Origin of the sequence: Streptomyces sp. NBC_00554, from assembly GCF_041431135.1 — a bacterium.
Taxonomy (GTDB): domain Bacteria; phylum Actinomycetota; class Actinomycetes; order Streptomycetales; family Streptomycetaceae; genus Streptomyces.
In genome coordinates this window covers 9,831,346-9,846,543 of sequence record NZ_CP107799.1, presented here as the reverse complement: position 1 = coordinate 9,846,543, position 15,198 = coordinate 9,831,346, and the positions used below count along the sequence as shown (strand labels likewise).

Annotated in this window: 16 protein-coding genes; 6 read left to right on the top strand and 10 right to left on the bottom strand. The window is 70.9% G+C overall.

Annotated features, from left to right (window positions below; genetic code table 11):
• Nucleotides 1-137 precede the first annotated feature (137 nt).
• On the top strand, nucleotides 138-425 hold the full coding sequence (locus OG266_RS43695; protein WP_266470449.1) for a GlsB/YeaQ/YmgE family stress response membrane protein: 288 nt from the start codon (nucleotides 138-140) through the stop codon (nucleotides 423-425).
• 152 nt (nucleotides 426-577) lie between these two features.
• Nucleotides 578-1,459 (top strand): GNAT family N-acetyltransferase, encoded by an 882-nt coding sequence (locus tag OG266_RS43690; protein WP_371552403.1) that lies wholly within the window; start codon nucleotides 578-580, stop codon nucleotides 1,457-1,459.
• A 3-nt stretch (nucleotides 1,460-1,462) separates the two neighbouring features.
• Here OG266_RS43690 and OG266_RS43685 read toward each other — a convergent pair whose 3' ends face one another.
• From OG266_RS43685 to OG266_RS43655, 7 genes are all read right to left on the bottom strand, one after another.
• Nucleotides 1,463-2,257 (bottom strand): GNAT family N-acetyltransferase, encoded by a 795-nt coding sequence (locus OG266_RS43685; protein WP_266470442.1) that lies wholly within the window; start codon nucleotides 2,255-2,257, stop codon nucleotides 1,463-1,465.
• 214 nt (nucleotides 2,258-2,471) lie between these two features.
• Complete coding sequence (locus tag OG266_RS43680) at nucleotides 2,472-3,797, bottom strand: MFS transporter (protein ID WP_371552400.1); 1,326 nt, start codon at nucleotides 3,795-3,797, stop codon at nucleotides 2,472-2,474.
• 281 nt (nucleotides 3,798-4,078) lie between these two features.
• Nucleotides 4,079-5,029, bottom strand: a complete 951-nt coding sequence (locus tag OG266_RS43675) for a catechol 2,3-dioxygenase (protein ID WP_329549545.1) — start codon at nucleotides 5,027-5,029, stop codon at nucleotides 4,079-4,081.
• Nucleotides 5,030-5,039: 10 nt separating this feature from the next.
• A complete protein-coding gene (locus OG266_RS43670; protein WP_371552398.1) occupies nucleotides 5,040-6,125 on the bottom strand; it encodes a 4-oxalomesaconate tautomerase in 1,086 nt (361 codons plus the stop codon).
• Entirely contained in the window at nucleotides 6,122-6,832 is a 711-nt protein-coding gene (locus tag OG266_RS43665) for a 4-carboxy-4-hydroxy-2-oxoadipate aldolase/oxaloacetate decarboxylase (protein ID WP_371552397.1), read from the bottom strand. Before OG266_RS43665 ends, OG266_RS43670 begins: the two co-directional genes overlap by 4 nt.
• Nucleotides 6,829-7,581 (bottom strand): PIG-L deacetylase family protein, encoded by a 753-nt coding sequence (locus tag OG266_RS43660; protein WP_266470430.1) that lies wholly within the window; start codon nucleotides 7,579-7,581, stop codon nucleotides 6,829-6,831. Before OG266_RS43660 ends, OG266_RS43665 begins: the two co-directional genes overlap by 4 nt.
• Nucleotides 7,582-7,626: 45 nt before the next feature.
• Nucleotides 7,627-8,277, bottom strand: coding sequence for a GntR family transcriptional regulator (locus tag OG266_RS43655; protein ID WP_266470427.1), 651 nt, complete (start codon nucleotides 8,275-8,277; stop codon nucleotides 7,627-7,629).
• Nucleotides 8,278-8,517: 240 nt separating this feature from the next.
• On the opposite strand from OG266_RS43655, the gene OG266_RS43650 reads away from it, so the two are divergent.
• The 4 genes from OG266_RS43650 to OG266_RS43635 are packed head-to-tail and all read left to right on the top strand — an operon-like array spanning nucleotide 8,518 to nucleotide 12,038.
• Entirely contained in the window at nucleotides 8,518-8,742 is a 225-nt protein-coding gene (locus OG266_RS43650) for a hypothetical protein (protein WP_371552395.1), read from the top strand.
• Nucleotides 8,742-10,229 (top strand): glycosyltransferase, encoded by a 1,488-nt coding sequence (locus OG266_RS43645; protein WP_371552393.1) that lies wholly within the window; start codon nucleotides 8,742-8,744, stop codon nucleotides 10,227-10,229. The genes OG266_RS43650 and OG266_RS43645 overlap by 1 nt, the downstream gene beginning before the upstream one ends.
• A complete protein-coding gene (locus tag OG266_RS43640; RefSeq protein ID WP_266470418.1) occupies nucleotides 10,198-10,941 on the top strand; it encodes a response regulator transcription factor in 744 nt (247 codons plus the stop codon). Before OG266_RS43645 ends, OG266_RS43640 begins: the two co-directional genes overlap by 32 nt.
• On the top strand, nucleotides 10,941-12,038 hold the full coding sequence (locus tag OG266_RS43635; protein ID WP_371552391.1) for a sensor histidine kinase: 1,098 nt from the start codon (nucleotides 10,941-10,943) through the stop codon (nucleotides 12,036-12,038). The genes OG266_RS43640 and OG266_RS43635 overlap by 1 nt, the downstream gene beginning before the upstream one ends.
• Here OG266_RS43635 and OG266_RS43630 read toward each other — a convergent pair.
• From OG266_RS43630 to OG266_RS43620, 3 genes are read right to left on the bottom strand one after another with little or no spacing between them, the layout of a single operon-like run.
• Complete coding sequence (locus OG266_RS43630; RefSeq protein ID WP_371552388.1) at nucleotides 12,007-12,900, bottom strand: ABC transporter ATP-binding protein; 894 nt, start codon at nucleotides 12,898-12,900, stop codon at nucleotides 12,007-12,009. The genes OG266_RS43635 and OG266_RS43630 overlap by 32 nt on opposite strands.
• Before the next feature lie 22 nt (nucleotides 12,901-12,922).
• Nucleotides 12,923-13,987 carry a FecCD family ABC transporter permease gene (locus OG266_RS43625; RefSeq protein WP_371552387.1) on the bottom strand — a complete coding sequence of 355 codons (1,065 nt, stop codon included), beginning with the start codon at nucleotides 13,985-13,987 and terminating at the stop codon, nucleotides 12,923-12,925.
• On the bottom strand, nucleotides 13,984-15,048 hold the full coding sequence (locus tag OG266_RS43620) for a FecCD family ABC transporter permease (protein WP_371552385.1): 1,065 nt from the start codon (nucleotides 15,046-15,048) through the stop codon (nucleotides 13,984-13,986). The genes OG266_RS43625 and OG266_RS43620 overlap by 4 nt, the downstream gene beginning before the upstream one ends.
• Nucleotides 15,049-15,198: the final 150 nt, after the last annotated feature.

Here is a 15,198-nt window from a genome sequence, read left to right as displayed (position 1 = left end):
GAACGGTACATGACGAACGCGGCACCGGACAGGAGGTCTCCGGATCGCGGTCCGCAGTCGCACGCAGCGGAGCGGACTGCCTCCGCCTTCTGGGGGCACACGGATAACTACTAGGGAACCGACAAAGAGGGGCGGAGATGGAGATCTCAGGCATCATCAGTGCCATCATCATCGGCATCATCATTGGCGTACTGGGCAGGCTCGTCGTCCCGGGACGCCAGCGCATCGGCATCCTGCTGACGATCGTCGTCGGCATCGTGGCCGCGCTGGTCGGCGCAGCGATCGCCGGCGCGCTCGACGTGTCCGACACCAACGGCATCGACTGGATCGAGTGGCTCATCCAGATCGGCCTGGCGGCGGTAGGCGTGGCGGCGCTCGACCGGTCGCGCAGTGGACGGTCGGGGCGGACGCGGTCTCGCCGCTGACGGGCGGGGCGGCGCGGGTCCTCGCGCCGCCGCCCAGGGTCTGTCCACCGGCCTGATCCGCCGGTCAGGCCCTAAATCTCTTGCAGGTCACACGCCGTGGCGGCTAGGTTCTGCGGGCTTCACCACACCCGCCCTGTCGCCACGGAGAGACCTTGCCAATACGCGTCACACCGCTGACCGATCCCGAGACCACCCCGTCGAGCCGCCGCCTGGCGTGGCTGGCCTCCGACGCCGACGGAGTCCCGCTGGGCTCCGCCTTCCTGCGGCTGTTCACCAAGGAAGGGCAGGAGCATCTCGCCGAGCTCGAGATCGCCGTCCATCCGGGCGAGCGGCGGCAAGGACTGGGCGGTCTCCTCCTCGAAGCCGCCGTCGACGCGGCGCGGAACGAGGACCGGCGGTCGCTCCTCGCGCAGGCCGAGGACGCCTCCCCCGGCGACCTGTTCCTGACCGCGGGCGGCTTCCGCCGGGTGCTGGCGCTGACGTACGCGAGGCTGCCGCTCGCCGACGTGGATCGCGCCCGGATCACCGAGGTCACCCAACGCCCGCACCCGGGCTACGAGTTGACGCACTGGGACGGCGCCGTACCGGCCGAGCTGGCGCAGACCTTCGCCGACTCCCGGCGGGCCATGGACGACATGCCGATGGAGGGAACCGACTACGGGACGGTCGTCTGGGACGTGGACCGGGTCCTGTCAGTGGCCGAAGTCATCGCGAAGCGCGGGGAGTTGCTCCACACGGTCGCCGCCGTGGACCGCTCGGACGGCTCGATCGCCGGGTTCTCCGAGCTGGTCGTGCCGGGCGACGGCCACGGTGACGGCCAGCACTACGGCACCGGCGTGCTGCCCGAGCACCGCGGCCACGGCCTGGGGCTCTGGATGAAGGCGGAGTCGATCCGTCTCGCCCGCCTCCGTCATCCCGAACTCGGCGGCCTGCTCACCGACACCGCGGACAGCAACGCGCCCATGCTCCGCATCAATGACGAGCTCGGCTATCTGCCCACGCACAAGGCGGTGGAGTACCAGCTCGACCTGTGAGGGCTACGCGGGCCCGGTCCCGGCCGGTGTGTACACGTACGGTGTCGTCGTGGTCAGCGGCTGGAAGCCCAGGCGGGTGAGGACGGGGCGGCTCTGGCTGGAGGCGTCGACCTGGACGTAGCGGTAGCCGCGGTCGGCGGCGACGCGGGCGCGGTGGGCGACGAGGGCTCGGTAGATGCCACGGCCGCGCCAGGCCTCGACGGTGCCGCCGCCCCAGAGGCCGGCGAACCGGGCGCCGGGCAGGAGTTCCATACGGGCCGCGCTGACCGGGACGTCACCGGCGAGGGCCACCACCGCGACGACCGTGTCCTCGTCGCCGGTCAACTGGGCGAGCAGTTGGTGGCGCAGCCGGGTGCCGTCCGTACCGAAAGCCTGCTCGTGCACGTCGGCCACGAGGTCGACGCCTGCCCGGTCGGTGACGGGCAGCAGGTGTACGCCCTCGGGCGGCTCGGCGTCGAGCACGAGATCGCCCAGCTCGGCGATCATGAGTGTCTCCTCGGGCTGGGCGGTGAACCCGGCGTCCCGCAGCCGCTGCCCGAGATCCTCGGGCTGGTCGTGCCCGTAGAGCTTCCATTCGAACTCTCGGCCAAGGCCGGTGAAGTACCGGATCTGTTCGGCGATCGCCTCGTCCGCGCTCGCCTCGTCCAGGTCCGACCAGGTCACCCCGCTCCAGCCGCGCTCGGTGCCGACCTGACGCACCACCTTGCCGACGTGCTCGATCCGGGCACCCGGGGCGTCGGGGCGTGCCCCCTCTCGCATATCCCGGTCGAACAGGGCAAGTACCGCAACGTGATCCATGGGATCACTCCAGCATCCTGCGGCGGCCAGGGCAATGGGGAAACGTTCTTGGTACCCAACACCACATGGACATCGCCTCCTCGGCGGCGTACAGAGCGTTACTTCTGGACACTTCTCCGCATGCGCGGCCCTCGTCGGCACCCTCGTGACGCGAACGCGCCTGGGCCGGACCCTCTTCGGGTCCGGCCCAGGCGCGTGTCTCCCGTCCCCTCGGTCAGCCGGTGGTGGCCAGCTGCTTCGGCACCTCGGCGTTCGGCGTCGACCGGACGCTGCGCAGGCCGGTCAGGCTGACGAACACCAGCGAGAAGACGCCCGCGATGGCGAAGGCGACGAAGCCCGCGGAGTTCGAGCCGGTGGCGAGCAGCTGACCGCCCAGCCACGGGCCGAAGACGGCACCGAAGCGACCCATGCCCGAGACCCAGCCGACCGCGGTGGCCCGGTTCTCGGCGTCGGCGCGGGCGGCCACCGTCGCGTAGATCATCGCCTGGGCGCTGAAGAGGAACAGGCCGGTCAGGAAGACGACTATGTAGGTGAGGGCCAGCGGCATGTGGACGCTGAGCAGGTAGACGCCGATCGCGGTGGCGCCGAACCAGATGGCGGCGATGCGCGAGCCGCCGAACTTGTCGGTGAGCCTGCCGCCGATCAGCATGCCGACGATGCCGCCGAGGTTGATGACGATGACGAAGTTGAGCGAGGAGCCGAGGTCGTAGCCGGCGGCGCGCATCATCGTCGGCAGCCACTGGGAGACGCCGTAGACCAGCAGGAGTCCGCCGAAGGAGGCGAGCCAGAAGAACAGGGTCTGGACCCACAGGCGACCGCGGAACAGGGCGGCGAGGGCGCTCCAGCGCTCACCGGCGGCCTGGCGGGCCTTGTCCTTGGCGGCCAGGTCCACGCCGTAGCGGTCGGCGAGTGCCAGGGCGTCCTGGTCGCGTCCCTTGGCCTGGAGGAAGGCCATCGACTCGGGCAGGTACTTGGCCGCCAGCGGGACGCCGATGAAGAGCGGGATCACGCAGATCCAGAAGGAGGTGCGCCAGTCGCCGGTCCACTTCGCCACGAAGGCGGCGACGATTCCGCCGGTCTGGTGGGCGGTCATCAGGGAGCCGACGACCAGGGCGCCGCGACCGCGCGGGGCGTACTCGGTGACCAGGGTGATCGCGCTCGGCAGCAGGCCGCCGAGGCCGAGGCCGGCCAGGAAGCGGCCGAGGCTGAAGGTGTCGAGGCTGTTGGCGGAGGCGCAGAGCGCGGAGGCCAGGGAGAAGACGGCGGTGGAGACGATGATCGTCTTCTTGCGGCCCACCCAGTCGCTGACGGTGCCGGAGGACAGGGCACCGATCAGCATGCCGAACGTGGCGTAGGAGCCGACGTCGCCGGCCTTGGAGGGGTCGATGCCAAGCGCCTTCGTCTCCAGCATGTGCGGCAGCACGGAGCCGTAGATGAACATGTCGAGGCCGTCGAACAGAACGACCAGCCAGCACAGGCCGACAACCAGCAAGGCCAGTCTGGCCCCGCCGCGGGCAGGCAGAGCGGTGGAGGGAGACATCGTTGTTTCCTCTCGTCCGGGAGGCGTGTCCCTGGAGGGAGTACGGGAGGGTCGTCGCGGCTCATGCGGCTGACCCGAGTTGGTGGGAGAGACGCTAAGGATTCATCAACCCGAGTGTCAACGGTTTTGTTAACAATCTCAGCAACAATCAAGACACGGCCACCAGGGACCAGGATGCAGAGGAATGCGCAGGTAAAAGGGTACGGGCGGCACACAGCAGTGTGCCGCCCCGCCCATTTTCAGTGGCTTGTTCTCGCCCTGTGAGACCGTCCCGGCCGTCGTCAGCCGACGGGCGGTGTGCCGTGCGTGTGGAACGACTCGATGGTCTTCAGACCCCAGGCCTGCCCCTTGGCCCGCTCTTCCTTGGTCCAGGTGATCAGCGGCCAGTCGGGGGCCAGCACCAGCCGCGTGAGCGGGTTGCAGAGCTCGATGCGGTTGCCGCCCGGCTCGTAGACGTACAGGAAGAACGTCTGCTGGATGGCGTGCTTGTGCGGCCCGGTCTCGATGAACACGCCGGTGTCGATGGCGAGGTCCGCGGCGCGCAGGATGTCCTCGCGGGTGTCGGTCGCGAACGCGATGTGGTGCAGTCGGCCGCGCGAGCCCGTCCAGTCCTCGGTGTAGACGACGTCGTACGACTTGTTCGTGAACGTCAGCCACTTCGCGGCGATCCTGCCGTCGTCGAGCCGGATCTGCTCGGTCGGGCGGGCGCCGAGGACCTGCTGGTGGAAGTCGGCGTTGGCGGCGACATCGGCGGCGAGGTAATTGACGTGGTCCAGGCGACGCACGCCCACGCCGTGGCCCGGCTTGGCCTGGGGCTGGTTCTTCAGGCCCGGCTTGAGCTCGTCCGGGGCCTGGTACCACTCGGACTCCCAGTACAGGGCGATCTCGTGGCCGTCGGGGTCGGTGGTGACGTACATCGGGCCGATGCCCGGCTCGTCCTCGGTCCAGCGGCCCTCGTGGCCCGCGCTCTCCAGCTCCTTGACCCGCCGTTGCAGGGCCTCCTCGCTGGAGGCGCGCAGCGCGGTGCGGCGCATGCCCGCGGTCTCGTGCGCGGTGAGGATCAGACTGTGGTGCTCGTAGTCGTCCCAGGTGCGCAGGTAGTACGAGTCACCGTTCTGTCCGTTGACCGTCAGGCCGAGGTAGTCGGTGAAGAACCTCAGACTGGCGTCCAGGTCCGGGGTGAGCAGTTCGACGTGCCCGAGGTGGGCGATGTCGCCGAGCGGCGGGGCCATGTGGGCCTCCTTACAGGTGAGGTGCGGCTCCGGCCGGCCGGGCGAAGACCGTGCCGTCGAAGATTTTTCGTGCGGTGCGGACGACGGCGGTGCGTCGGGCCACGGGGACGCCCTCGGCGTCGTATGCGATACCGGATTCGATGTCGAGGAACCCGCTGGGGTGCTCGATGCGCAGCCGGTCCCCCTGTGCGGGCAGGCGCGCCACGCCCTCACCCACGCCACCCTCGACACGGAGTCCCGCGGCGACGCTTGCCGCGCCCAGGACCCCGATGGAGGTGTGGCAGCGGACCGGGATGAAGGTGCGGGTCATGACCGCGCCACCGTCCAGCGGCGCCGCCAGCAGGCTGAGCTTGGGCACCGTGGTGCCTTCCACGTCGCCGAGCCCCATCAGCTTGCCGGCCTCGAGCCGGATCTCCCGGAGCCGGTCGGCCAGGGTGAGATCCTCCTCCAGGTCCTTGGGGCTCTCGTAGCCGGTGACCTTGAGGGAGGCGGCGGCGATCAGGACGGTCGGCATTCCGTTGTCCACGCAGGTCACCGGGGTGTCGGCGACGATGTCGCGGGCATGTCCGGTGGGCAGCAGCGGGCCGGAGCCCTGCGGGAACTCGATCACCACCGGCGCGGCCGTCCCCGGCACCCCGGAGATCTCGGCTGTGCCGGAGTAGTCGACGCGCCCGCCCGGGGTGGGGAAGCTCGCGACGGCGAAGTCCCCGGAGTTGACCATGCGGATCCGCACGGACGTCCGTCCGTCTCCGGCGGCGACCAGTCCGCGTTCGACGGCGAACGGGCCGACCCCGGCGAGCAGGTTGCCACAGTTCTGCCGGTCGGACACCTCGGGCCTGTCGACCCCGACCTGGAGGAACAGGTAGTCGACGTCCGCCTCGGGGTCCGCCGAGGCGGAGACCACGGCCACCTTGCTGGTCAGCGGGTGCGCCCCGCCCAGGCCGTCGATCTGGCGCGGGTCGGGGCTGCCCATGACGCGCAGCAACAGGTCATCGCGGGCGCCGGCGTCGGCGGGGAGGTCCTCGGCCAGGAAGTAGGCGCCCTTGGAGGTGCCGCCGCGCATGAGCATGCAGCGCGCCTCGGCAGGCACTGTCACGACTCGGCTCCGTCCCGCACGTGGTCGTCGTACGACTGGTAGGTCACGCCGAGACGTACGAGGGTCTCGCGCAGGCCGTACCTGTCGAGTCCGAGCTGGCCCTCGATGAAGGCGGCGCGGGTGGCGGCCTCCTTGTTCTCGCGGGCCTCGGACGCCTCGGCCGCCTGGCGGGCCTGCTCACGGGGCACGCAGACCACGCCGTCGTCGTCGGCGAGGATCACGTCTCCGGGACGGATGAACTGGCCGCCGATCACCACGGGCACGTTGACCGACCCGCCGGTCGCCTTGACGGTGCCCTGCGGGCTGACCGCGGCGGCCCAGGCCGGGAAGCCCATCTCGCGCAGCTCGGCGGTGTCGCGGATGCCCGCGTTGGTCACCACTCCGCGCACCCCGCGCTGCTTGAGCGCGGTGGCGAACAGCTCGCCGAACATGCCGTCGGTGGAGGGCGAGGTGGTGGTGACGACCAGGATGTCGCCTTCACCGCACTGCTCGACCGCCGCGTGGATCATGAGGTTGTCGCCGGGCCAGCTGAGCACCGTGACCGCGGTACCGGCGACCCGGGTGTCCTGCTGGACCGGGCGCAGGTGCGTGCCGAGCAGGCCGGTGCGGCCCATCGCCTCGTGGACGGTGGCGACGCCGTATCCGGCGAGCGCCTCGACATCCTTGAGGTCCGCCTTCGGCGGGTTGGTGATGATCACGCCGCTCATGCCAGTTCCTTCGCGATCTGCGGGTAGGGGCGCATGTAGGCCTCGGCCATGGTCTTGTGGGCCAGGCCCAGGTTGGGACCCGCGTTGCGCTTGAGCTGGACGCCGCGGCGGACGGCGAGGTCGGTGTAGTAGTCCCACAGGTGCTGCTGGGCGCCGAGGCACTCCATCGCCTTGCGCTTGGTCTCCCAGACCTCGGTGATGTCGAGGAGCACCTCGGGCTTGAAGCCGCTCATCTCGGGCTGGTGCGGCTCGAAGTAGAAGACCGGCGGGGCGCCGATGATCTCGCCCGGGCCGGGGTAGCCGATGGCCTGCGCGAGGACGCGGGCCTCGAGCGCCATCCGGTTGGCGGCCGGGTGGTCGCCGTTGTACGGGTCCTCGACGGGGTGGGTGAGCACGACGTCGGGCTGGGTCTCGCGGTACACGGCCACCAGCTGGTCGGTCAGCTCGGCGGTGGCGACCAGCGGGTAGTCGCCGGCGTCGAAGAAGCGGACCTCGGCGCCGAGGGTGGCGGCGGCCTTCTCGGCCTCCTCGCGGCGTATCGCCTTGATCTCCTCGAGGTTCCTGCCCTCGCGCCAGGCCTTGGCGGACTCGCCGCGCTCGCCGAAGGTCAGGCACGCGATGGTGACCTTCTCTCCGCGGGAGGCGGCCAGGGCGATCGCGCCACCGGCCCGCCACACGAAATCTCCGGCATGCGCGGTGACGACAAGCGTTGATCGTGGTGGGGTGGCGGGCGCGTAGCCGTGCGTCATGCTCAACTCTCCTTGGTGGACAGGTGTGCGCCCGCCTCGGCCGCGTCAGTCGCGCAACGCGTCGATCACGCTGCTGAGGTGGGCGCGGACGGCCGCTTCGGCCGCCTGCGGGTCCCTGGCCGTGATCGCCTCGATCATGGCCAGATGCTCGCTCAGGGACTGCTGTGGCCGACCTGGCCTGAGCGCGAGCTGGAAACGGTGACGCACCAGCTGCGCGTTGAGCCGATCCAGCAGCTCCACGGCCACCTGCTGGCCGCTGAACTGCCTTACCCGGGCGTGCACTTCGCTATTGAGCTCGGAGTAGGTGATCGGCTCGCCGTCGGCCACGGCCTTGGTCATCGCCTTGCCCAAGTCCGCCAGCTCGGCCAGCTGTTCGTCGCTGGCCGCGACGGCCGCCTTGGCCGCGCACAGCCCTTCGAGGGCCATACGGCACTCGGTGATGGCCACCGCTTCCTCGACCGTCACCACCCGCACCCGTGATCCCCGGTTGCGGATCCGCTCTACCAGTCCCTCCGACTCCAGCTCGATCAGCGCTGCCCGGACGCTGGCCCGTGTCACACCGAACTGCTCAGCGAGCTCGTTCTCCACCAGCCGCTGGGCCGGTGCCATGTCGCCGCGCAGAATCGCCTGCCGCAGCTGCGTGAGCGCGTGCTGCTTGGCCTGCTCTCCGGTGCTCGGACGGGCTTCTTTCGGCATGTGCCCTCCCTGAGTGAGTGCCTGTCGAACCTAAATCTAGTCCAACAAGATTGTCAACAATTTTGTTCTCCATATTGCCGCTGTACTTCGACGACGCTACGGTCCCGCCACAGCGGTATTGAACCGCCTCTCCCGCAACGGTCGCTGCGTAGCCCCGGTCAGGAGCACCGGGCTCCGCTTCACGGAAGCTTCATACGGCGAGTGGTACGTGCCTTATCGGCCGCCCGTTGTCTGGCGGTCATGCACGTTCTCCTCTCACCGCACGCCGCTGCCGACCACGGTGGTCACGGCCGGCCGGCGTCGGCGGCGCACTCCGCCCTCACCGGCTCGGCCCTGCTCGCCCTCAGCGGACTGGTGCACCGACATGCGGCGGGCGCCTCACTGGCCGAGCGGGTGACGCTGGGCCTGGAGATCGCCCTGCTGTTCGCGATGGCCGACATGCTGCGCGTCGGCCGGAACCGCTGATGACCGAACTGGCCATCATCCTGAGCCTGTTGAACGCGTGCTGCTACGCGGCGGGCGCGCGACTCCAGTACGACGCGACCCACCAAGTCTCCCCGGAGAAGCCGACCGCGCTGTCGGCCGTCGTGCGGCGACCGCGCTGGCTGGCCGGGCTCGCCCTGCTGGGGGCCGGTACGACACTGCACATCACGTCCTTGCGACTGGCGCCCGTGACGGTCGTGCAACCGCTCGGTGTGAGTGCCGTCGTGGTGAGCGTGCTGTGGGGACTGCGGGTCCGCCGTACCGGGCTCGACCGGGCCACGGGGCTGGCGCTGGCCGCGATCGTCGTCGGGACGGGGACCTTCGCGGTGATCGCTTCGGGTGCCACCGTCGCCACTTCCGTCACGACGACGGCCCAGTTCCAGGCCGGGGCCCTGGTCCTGCTGATCGTGACCTGCTGCGCAGGGCTTTCCAACGTGCTGCCGGGCCAAGGCCGTTGTGTGGCGCGAGCCGTCGGCGCCGGGAGCGCCTACGGCTGTATGTCGGTGCTACTGCGGGCGGCCGGTGAGGAGTTCACGTCATCCGGTGTGAGCGGGGCGCTGTACGGCACGCTCGCCGGACTGGGCCTCGCAGCCCTCGCCGGTTTCTGGCTCACGCAGGGCGCCCAGGCCGCGGGGCCGCCCGAGGTCACGGTCGCCTGCCTCACCCTCGTCGATCCGTTCGTCGCCGTGGTGATCGGGGTCGGTCTGCTCGGCGAGGCCCCCGGGCTCGCCCCGGCCACCGTCGGCACAGCCCTGGCCTGCTGGGCGCTTGCGCTCACGGGGGTGCTCCACATCACCCGTTCAACTCCCTTTCCCCACCTCACCGCGAGTAGCGGACCCTCAGAGCCGCCGAAGTGCGTCCTGCAAGGCCCCCGCTCCCAGCGAATCGTCATCGGCGCCGACACCTTCCCGCCGGACGTGAACGGCGCCGCGAACTTCACCCAGCGGCTCGCCGAGGGGCTCCTGGGCCGGGGGCACGAGGTCCACATCGTCTGCCCCGCGACGGAGGCGGGCCCCGGTAGCGCCGTGGAGAAGGGGATCACCGTGCACCGGATCGCCTCCCACCGGACCCCTTTTCATCCCACCTTCCGCGTCTGTCTGCCCTGGCAGACCGCCCGGCCCGTGGCCCGTCTGCTGGACCGGCTCTCTCCCGACGTGGTGCACATCCAGTCCCACTTCTCCGTTTGCCGGGCGCTGGCGGCCGCCGCACAGCGGCGTGGGACACCCGTGGTGGCCACCAACCACTTCATGCCGGAGAACCTCCTTCTTCGCGATCCCGTGGCCCGCCTGCGGATGGGCGAAGCCGGCAGGGAAATCGTCGCCGAGCACGACATCCGCCGTACGCTGGCGGCATTCGAGGACCTGTATCTCCGGGCCGCCGGAGAATCCGCAGCAGTGGCCGGGACCCTTGCCACGCCTGTGCCGGAAAGTGAGCACGATGAGTACACAGCGCGTTCTGGTCGTCGATGACGAACCCAAGATCCGGATGACCGTACGCGGTTATCTGGAGGCGGACGGGTTCCAGGTGGTGGAGGCCGCCGACGGGCCCTCCGGGTTGCGGGCCGTCGCCCAGAACCGGCCCGACCTGGTGGTCCTCGACGTGATGCTGCCGGGCCTCGACGGCTTCCAGGTACTGCGCCGGATCCGGCAGTCCAGCCAGGTCCCCGTCATCATGCTCACCGCGCGGACCGAGGAGGTGGACCGGCTCATCGGCTTCACCAACGGCAGCGACGACTACGTCACCAAACCGTTCAGTCCGCGCGAACTCGCCCTGCGGGTACGGGCCATCCTGCGGCGTACCGACAACGGCCCCGGAGGGGCTCCGGACGATGACGGCACGCTCCGTTTCGACGGCCTCATCGCCGATCCGGCCACGCGGACGGTCGTGATCGACGGCGACCATACGGCGGAACTGTCCGCCCTCGACTTCGACCTGCTGGTCGCCATGGCCCGTGCTCCCGGCCGCGTGTTCACCCGGCGCGGTCTGCTCACCCAGGTGTGGGGCGAGGACTTCTTCGGTGACGAACGACTCGTGGACGTACACATTCGTACGCTGCGGCGGGCGCTGCGCGACGACGCGAACGCGCCCCGATTCGTGGGCACCGTACGGGCCGTGGGATACCGGTTCATCGGCCGTCCCGCCCAGGGCGTACCGGCCCCGAACCCACAGGACACGCCATAGTGGCCAAGGGAAAAGACACCGCCGCACGCCCCTCGGGCACCTGGCGTGCCCGGCTGCGGCGGGTCCACTCCCGCCTCTCGCTCCGCAACCGTCTGGTGCTCTCCCATGTCACGGTCCTGGTGGTGACACTGGGGGCGACAGCAGTGGCCAAGATCCTGGTCAGGGGCCCCTGGAACCACCGCGTCGACCCCGACAACATCGGCTTCTGGACCGGGGTCGCGGCCGCCGTCCTCGCGGCCGTCGTGCTGTCCCGGTTCCTGGTACGCCCACTGGACACCATCCGCGCGGCCACCCGCCGGCTCGCCGAAGGGCGTTACGACACCGTCCTCGAACTGCCCAGCGAGCCGGGCTTCGCCGCGCTGGTCGAGGACGTGAACACACTGGCGGCCGCGCTCGCCGACACCGAGCGGCGGCGCGCCCGCCTTGTCTCCGAGATCGCCCATGAGATGCGGACCCCCATCACCATCCTGCACGGCCAGATCGAGGGCATGGCCGACGGGATCTTCACACCGGACGACGCGATGTTCGCCTCGCTCTCCGACGACCTCGACCGGCTGCGGCGGCTGGCGTCCGACCTCTCGAGTCTGTCGCGGGTCGAGGAGGGAGCCTTCGCCCTGCACTACGAGGACGCGGACGTCGCCGCGCTGGCCCGGGCCACGGCGGAGCGGCTGCGCCCCCAGTACGACGGCCAGGGGGTGGACCTCACCGTCGTGGCGGACGCACCGGTCATCGCCTTCTGCGATCCCGACCGGGTCACCCAGGTCCTGGTGAACCTGCTCGGCAACGCGCTGATCGCGTGTGACGCGCACGGCAGCGTGTCGGTCTCCGTGCACGGCGAAGCCGGTCCGCAGCCCCGCGTCGTCGTCCGCGTCACGGACGACGGTGTCGGCATCCCCGGGCACGACCTGAACCGGATCTTCAGCCGCTTCGAACGCCTCGAGCACCCGGGGCGGCCCGCCCCGGCCGGCGGCAGCGGCATCGGCCTGACCATCGCCCGGGGCATCGCCCGGGCCCACGAGGGAGACGTCACCGCGGCGTCGCCGGGACCGGGCAAGGGGGCGACCTTCACTCTGTGGCTGCCGACGGCGCCGGAGTGAGCGAAGGAGGCGCGGAGGCTGCCGGTGACGGCGAAGGGGGCTCGGACGCCGGTCGTCCGTCCGTCCGGCGGGCGCGCGGTACGACGACCGGCGAGGCGTCGCCGGGGGCTTGGAGTATGTCGGCGTCCAGGGCGTAGAGCTCCTTCACCAGGGCCTCGTCGACCGTGTCGCGGGGGACGCCCTGGGCGATGACGCGGCCGTTCTTCATGGCGATGACGGTGTCGGCGTAGCGCGCGGCGGCTGCGAGGTCGTGCTGGACCATGACGACGGTGCGGCCGGTGGCGGCGACCTCGCGGACGAGTTCGAGGACGTCGACCGCGTGTCCGAGGTCGAGGGCGCTGGTGGGTTCGTCGAGCAGGACGACGGGCGTGTGCTGGGCCAGGACCATCGCAAGCCAGCAGCGCTGGCGTTGTCCGCCGGAGAGCCGGTCGAGGCGTTCGGCGGCCAGTTCGGTGGTACCGGTGGCCTCCAGTGCGTCGCGTACGGCCTGCTCGTCCTCGCGCGACCACTGGCGCAGCAGGCCTTGGCGGGGATGGCGGCCGTAGCGCACGAGCCCGGCCACGGTGACGGCTTCGGGGGCGCGCGGCGATTGCGGGAGCAGGGCGACCCGGTGGGCGGCCTGGCGTCGGCCCAGGCTCCAAATGTCGGCTCCGTCGGCGTGGACCGTGCCGGACTCGGGCCGGTGCAGCCGGGCGATGGCGCGCAACAGGGTTGATTTTCCACAGCCGTTGGGGCCGACTATGGCGGCGACCTGCCCGGCGGGGAGGGTGAGGTCGACGTCCTGGACGACGGGGCGGCCGGGGTAACCGGCGTGCAGTGCGCGGACTTCGAGGCCGAGCACTGCACCTCTCGCGTCGGCCATGGGGTGATCGTGCATGGGGAGGTCAGGCCTTTCCGGTGGTCCGGTCCGGGCGGAAGAGGACCCAGAGGAGGAAGGGGCCGCCGAGGACGCTGGTGACGACACCGACGGGGAGTTCGACGGGGGCGACGACCCGGCCCAGCGCGTCGGCCGCGGCGATGAGTGCGACGCCGGTCAGGGCGGAGCCGAGGACCGGGACTCGGGTGGGTCCGGCCAGTCGCTGGGCGAGGATCGGGGCGGCGAGGGCGACGAAGGCGATGGGGCCGCCGACGCCCACCGCTGTGCCGGCGAGAGCGACGGCCAGGGCGAGCGCGGCCGAGCGTATCCGTCGCAGGTCGACGCCGAGCGAGGCCGCCATGTCGTCGTCGAAACGCAGGAGTTGGAGGCGGTGCCCGGCCGCCAGCGAGAGGGGGACCAGGAACAGCAGGGCGATCAGCAGCGGCGTACCGACGTTCCAGTCGCGCCCGTTGAGGCTGCCGACTGCCCAAAGGAACACGCCGCCCGCGGTGTTGTCGTTCTCGCGGGACATGATGAGGTCGCTCACTGCGCCGATGAACGTGGAGACGCCGATGCCGACCACCAGGACGCGGTAGCCGGCGGCGCCCGCTCCGCCCGCGCACAGGACGACGAGGACCGCAGCGGCGACGGCGCCGAGCGGACCGAGCCACCAGTCGCCCACCATGCCGGTCGCGGAGCCGGCCGCCGAGGCGACGACGGCCGCGGTGGCGCCCTCGTTGACGCCGACGAGGTCGGGGGTGGCGAGCCGGTTGCCCGCGAGGGTCTGGGTGAGGCAGCCGGCGATACCAAGGGCGGCGCCCACCATGAGGCCGACGAAGATGCGTGGCAGCCGGAAGTCCCGCACGATCATGACGGTCCCGGCGTCGCCGGTGCCGAGCAGTCCGGAGAGGGTCTGGGACAGGCTCATCCCGGTCGAACTCGCCAGCACCGCAAGGGCGATGAGGACGAGGAGCAGGGGGACGAGGACGGCGACGGCGAGCGCGCCGCGGCGCGGGAAGAGCCAGGAGAGGCCGCCGGTGCGCAGCACCGTGCTGTCGGGCGGAGTCACATCCCGTGATGTCACTTCTGTCATGCCGCCGCTCCCGCCGTGGAGAGGCGCGACGAGCGGGCGATCCACACGAGCAGCGGCCCGCCCACGAAGGCGAGCAGCACACTGACCGGTGTCTCCCAGGGCCGGATGACGATCCGGGCGAGGATGTCGGCGAGGATCATGACATCGGCCGCGATCAGTGCGGACAGGACGAGTTGGGGGGCCATCCGTGCCCCGGTGAGGGCTCGGGCGGCGTAGGGCGCGAGCAGTCCGAGGAAGGCGATGGGGCCCGCCACCGCGACCGCGCAGCCGACGAGGAGCGACACGGCCCCTGCCACGATCAGTCGGATCCGGCCGGGATGGTGGCCGAGTGAGCGGGCGATGTCGTCGCCGAGGCCGAGGGCCGACAGGGGGCGGGCGCTGCCGAGCGCGACGAGCAGGCCGAGGGCGGCGAGCGGCAGCAGGGGCAGGAGGCCGGCGGTCTCGACTCCGGCGAGCGAACCGATCGTCCAGTAGCGGTAGGTGTCGTACGTCGACCGGGTGCCGAGCAGGACGTACGACGTGAGGCCGTGGAAGGTGGCGCCGAGCGCGGAGCCCACGAGGACGAGCCGCAGCGGGGAGCCGGCGGCGCGCCCGGATGCGGCGAGCAGCAGGACGACGGCGCTCGCGGTCATGCCGCCGAGCAGGGCCCACACCATCAGCGCGGCGGACGAGGACGCGCCGAAGTATGTCAGTCCGAGGACGACGGCGAAGGCGGCGCCGGAGTTGACGCCGAGCAGCCCGGTCTCCGCGAGGGGGTTGCGGGTCGCGGCCTGGAGGAGGCAGCCGGCCGTGCCGAGGCAGGCGCCGACGAGTACGGCGGCGAGGGTGCGCGGGAGGCGTACGTCCATGACGGCAAGCCGGAGTTGGGCGTCCGCGCGGGCCGCCGGGTCGCCGACCAGGTAGTCCCAGGCGCCGCCGACGGAGCTGGATCCGGTGCCGATGAGGAGCGACAGCAGGGCGAGGGCCGGCAGCAGGAGGACGAGCCCCGCGGTGGCCAGGAGGACGGGGCGCGTCTCCGACGGGAGTGGCCGGCCGGATCCGGCCCGGTCGATGGCTCGCACCCCCCGGATTGTTGACACATTTGTTGACGTCCAATTTTTCATAAGGTTAGGCTAGCCTAAGTTTCGACGTTCCGAACCCATCGGAACCGACAGCTTCAGCATGCCTGAACGCACATCAACTGCCTTGCTGTGCACGGATGTTGGCGTCGG

What these genes read in the sequence shown, in the direction of transcription:
- OG266_RS43680 (WP_371552400.1), bottom strand. Translation starts at nt 3,797, where the DNA reads ATGTCTCCCTCCACCGCTCTGCCTGCCCGCGGCGGGGCCAGACTGGCC.
- OG266_RS43695 (WP_266470449.1), top strand. Translation starts at nt 138, where the DNA reads ATGGAGATCTCAGGCATCATCAGTGCCATCATCATCGGCATCATCATT.
- OG266_RS43665 (WP_371552397.1), bottom strand. Translation starts at nt 6,832, where the DNA reads ATGAGCGGCGTGATCATCACCAACCCGCCGAAGGCGGACCTCAAGGAT.
- OG266_RS43650 (WP_371552395.1), top strand. Translation starts at nt 8,518, where the DNA reads ATGCACGTTCTCCTCTCACCGCACGCCGCTGCCGACCACGGTGGTCAC.
- OG266_RS43685 (WP_266470442.1), bottom strand. Translation starts at nt 2,257, where the DNA reads ATGGATCACGTTGCGGTACTTGCCCTGTTCGACCGGGATATGCGAGAG.
- OG266_RS43655 (WP_266470427.1), bottom strand. Translation starts at nt 8,277, where the DNA reads ATGCCGAAAGAAGCCCGTCCGAGCACCGGAGAGCAGGCCAAGCAGCAC.
- OG266_RS43675 (WP_329549545.1), bottom strand. Translation starts at nt 5,029, where the DNA reads ATGGCCCCGCCGCTCGGCGACATCGCCCACCTCGGGCACGTCGAACTG.
- OG266_RS43640 (WP_266470418.1), top strand. Translation starts at nt 10,198, where the DNA reads ATGAGTACACAGCGCGTTCTGGTCGTCGATGACGAACCCAAGATCCGG.
- OG266_RS43660 (WP_266470430.1), bottom strand. Translation starts at nt 7,581, where the DNA reads ATGACGCACGGCTACGCGCCCGCCACCCCACCACGATCAACGCTTGTC.
- OG266_RS43645 (WP_371552393.1), top strand. Translation starts at nt 8,742, where the DNA reads ATGACCGAACTGGCCATCATCCTGAGCCTGTTGAACGCGTGCTGCTAC.
- OG266_RS43630 (WP_371552388.1), bottom strand. Translation starts at nt 12,900, where the DNA reads ATGGCCGACGCGAGAGGTGCAGTGCTCGGCCTCGAAGTCCGCGCACTG.
- OG266_RS43625 (WP_371552387.1), bottom strand. Translation starts at nt 13,987, where the DNA reads ATGACAGAAGTGACATCACGGGATGTGACTCCGCCCGACAGCACGGTG.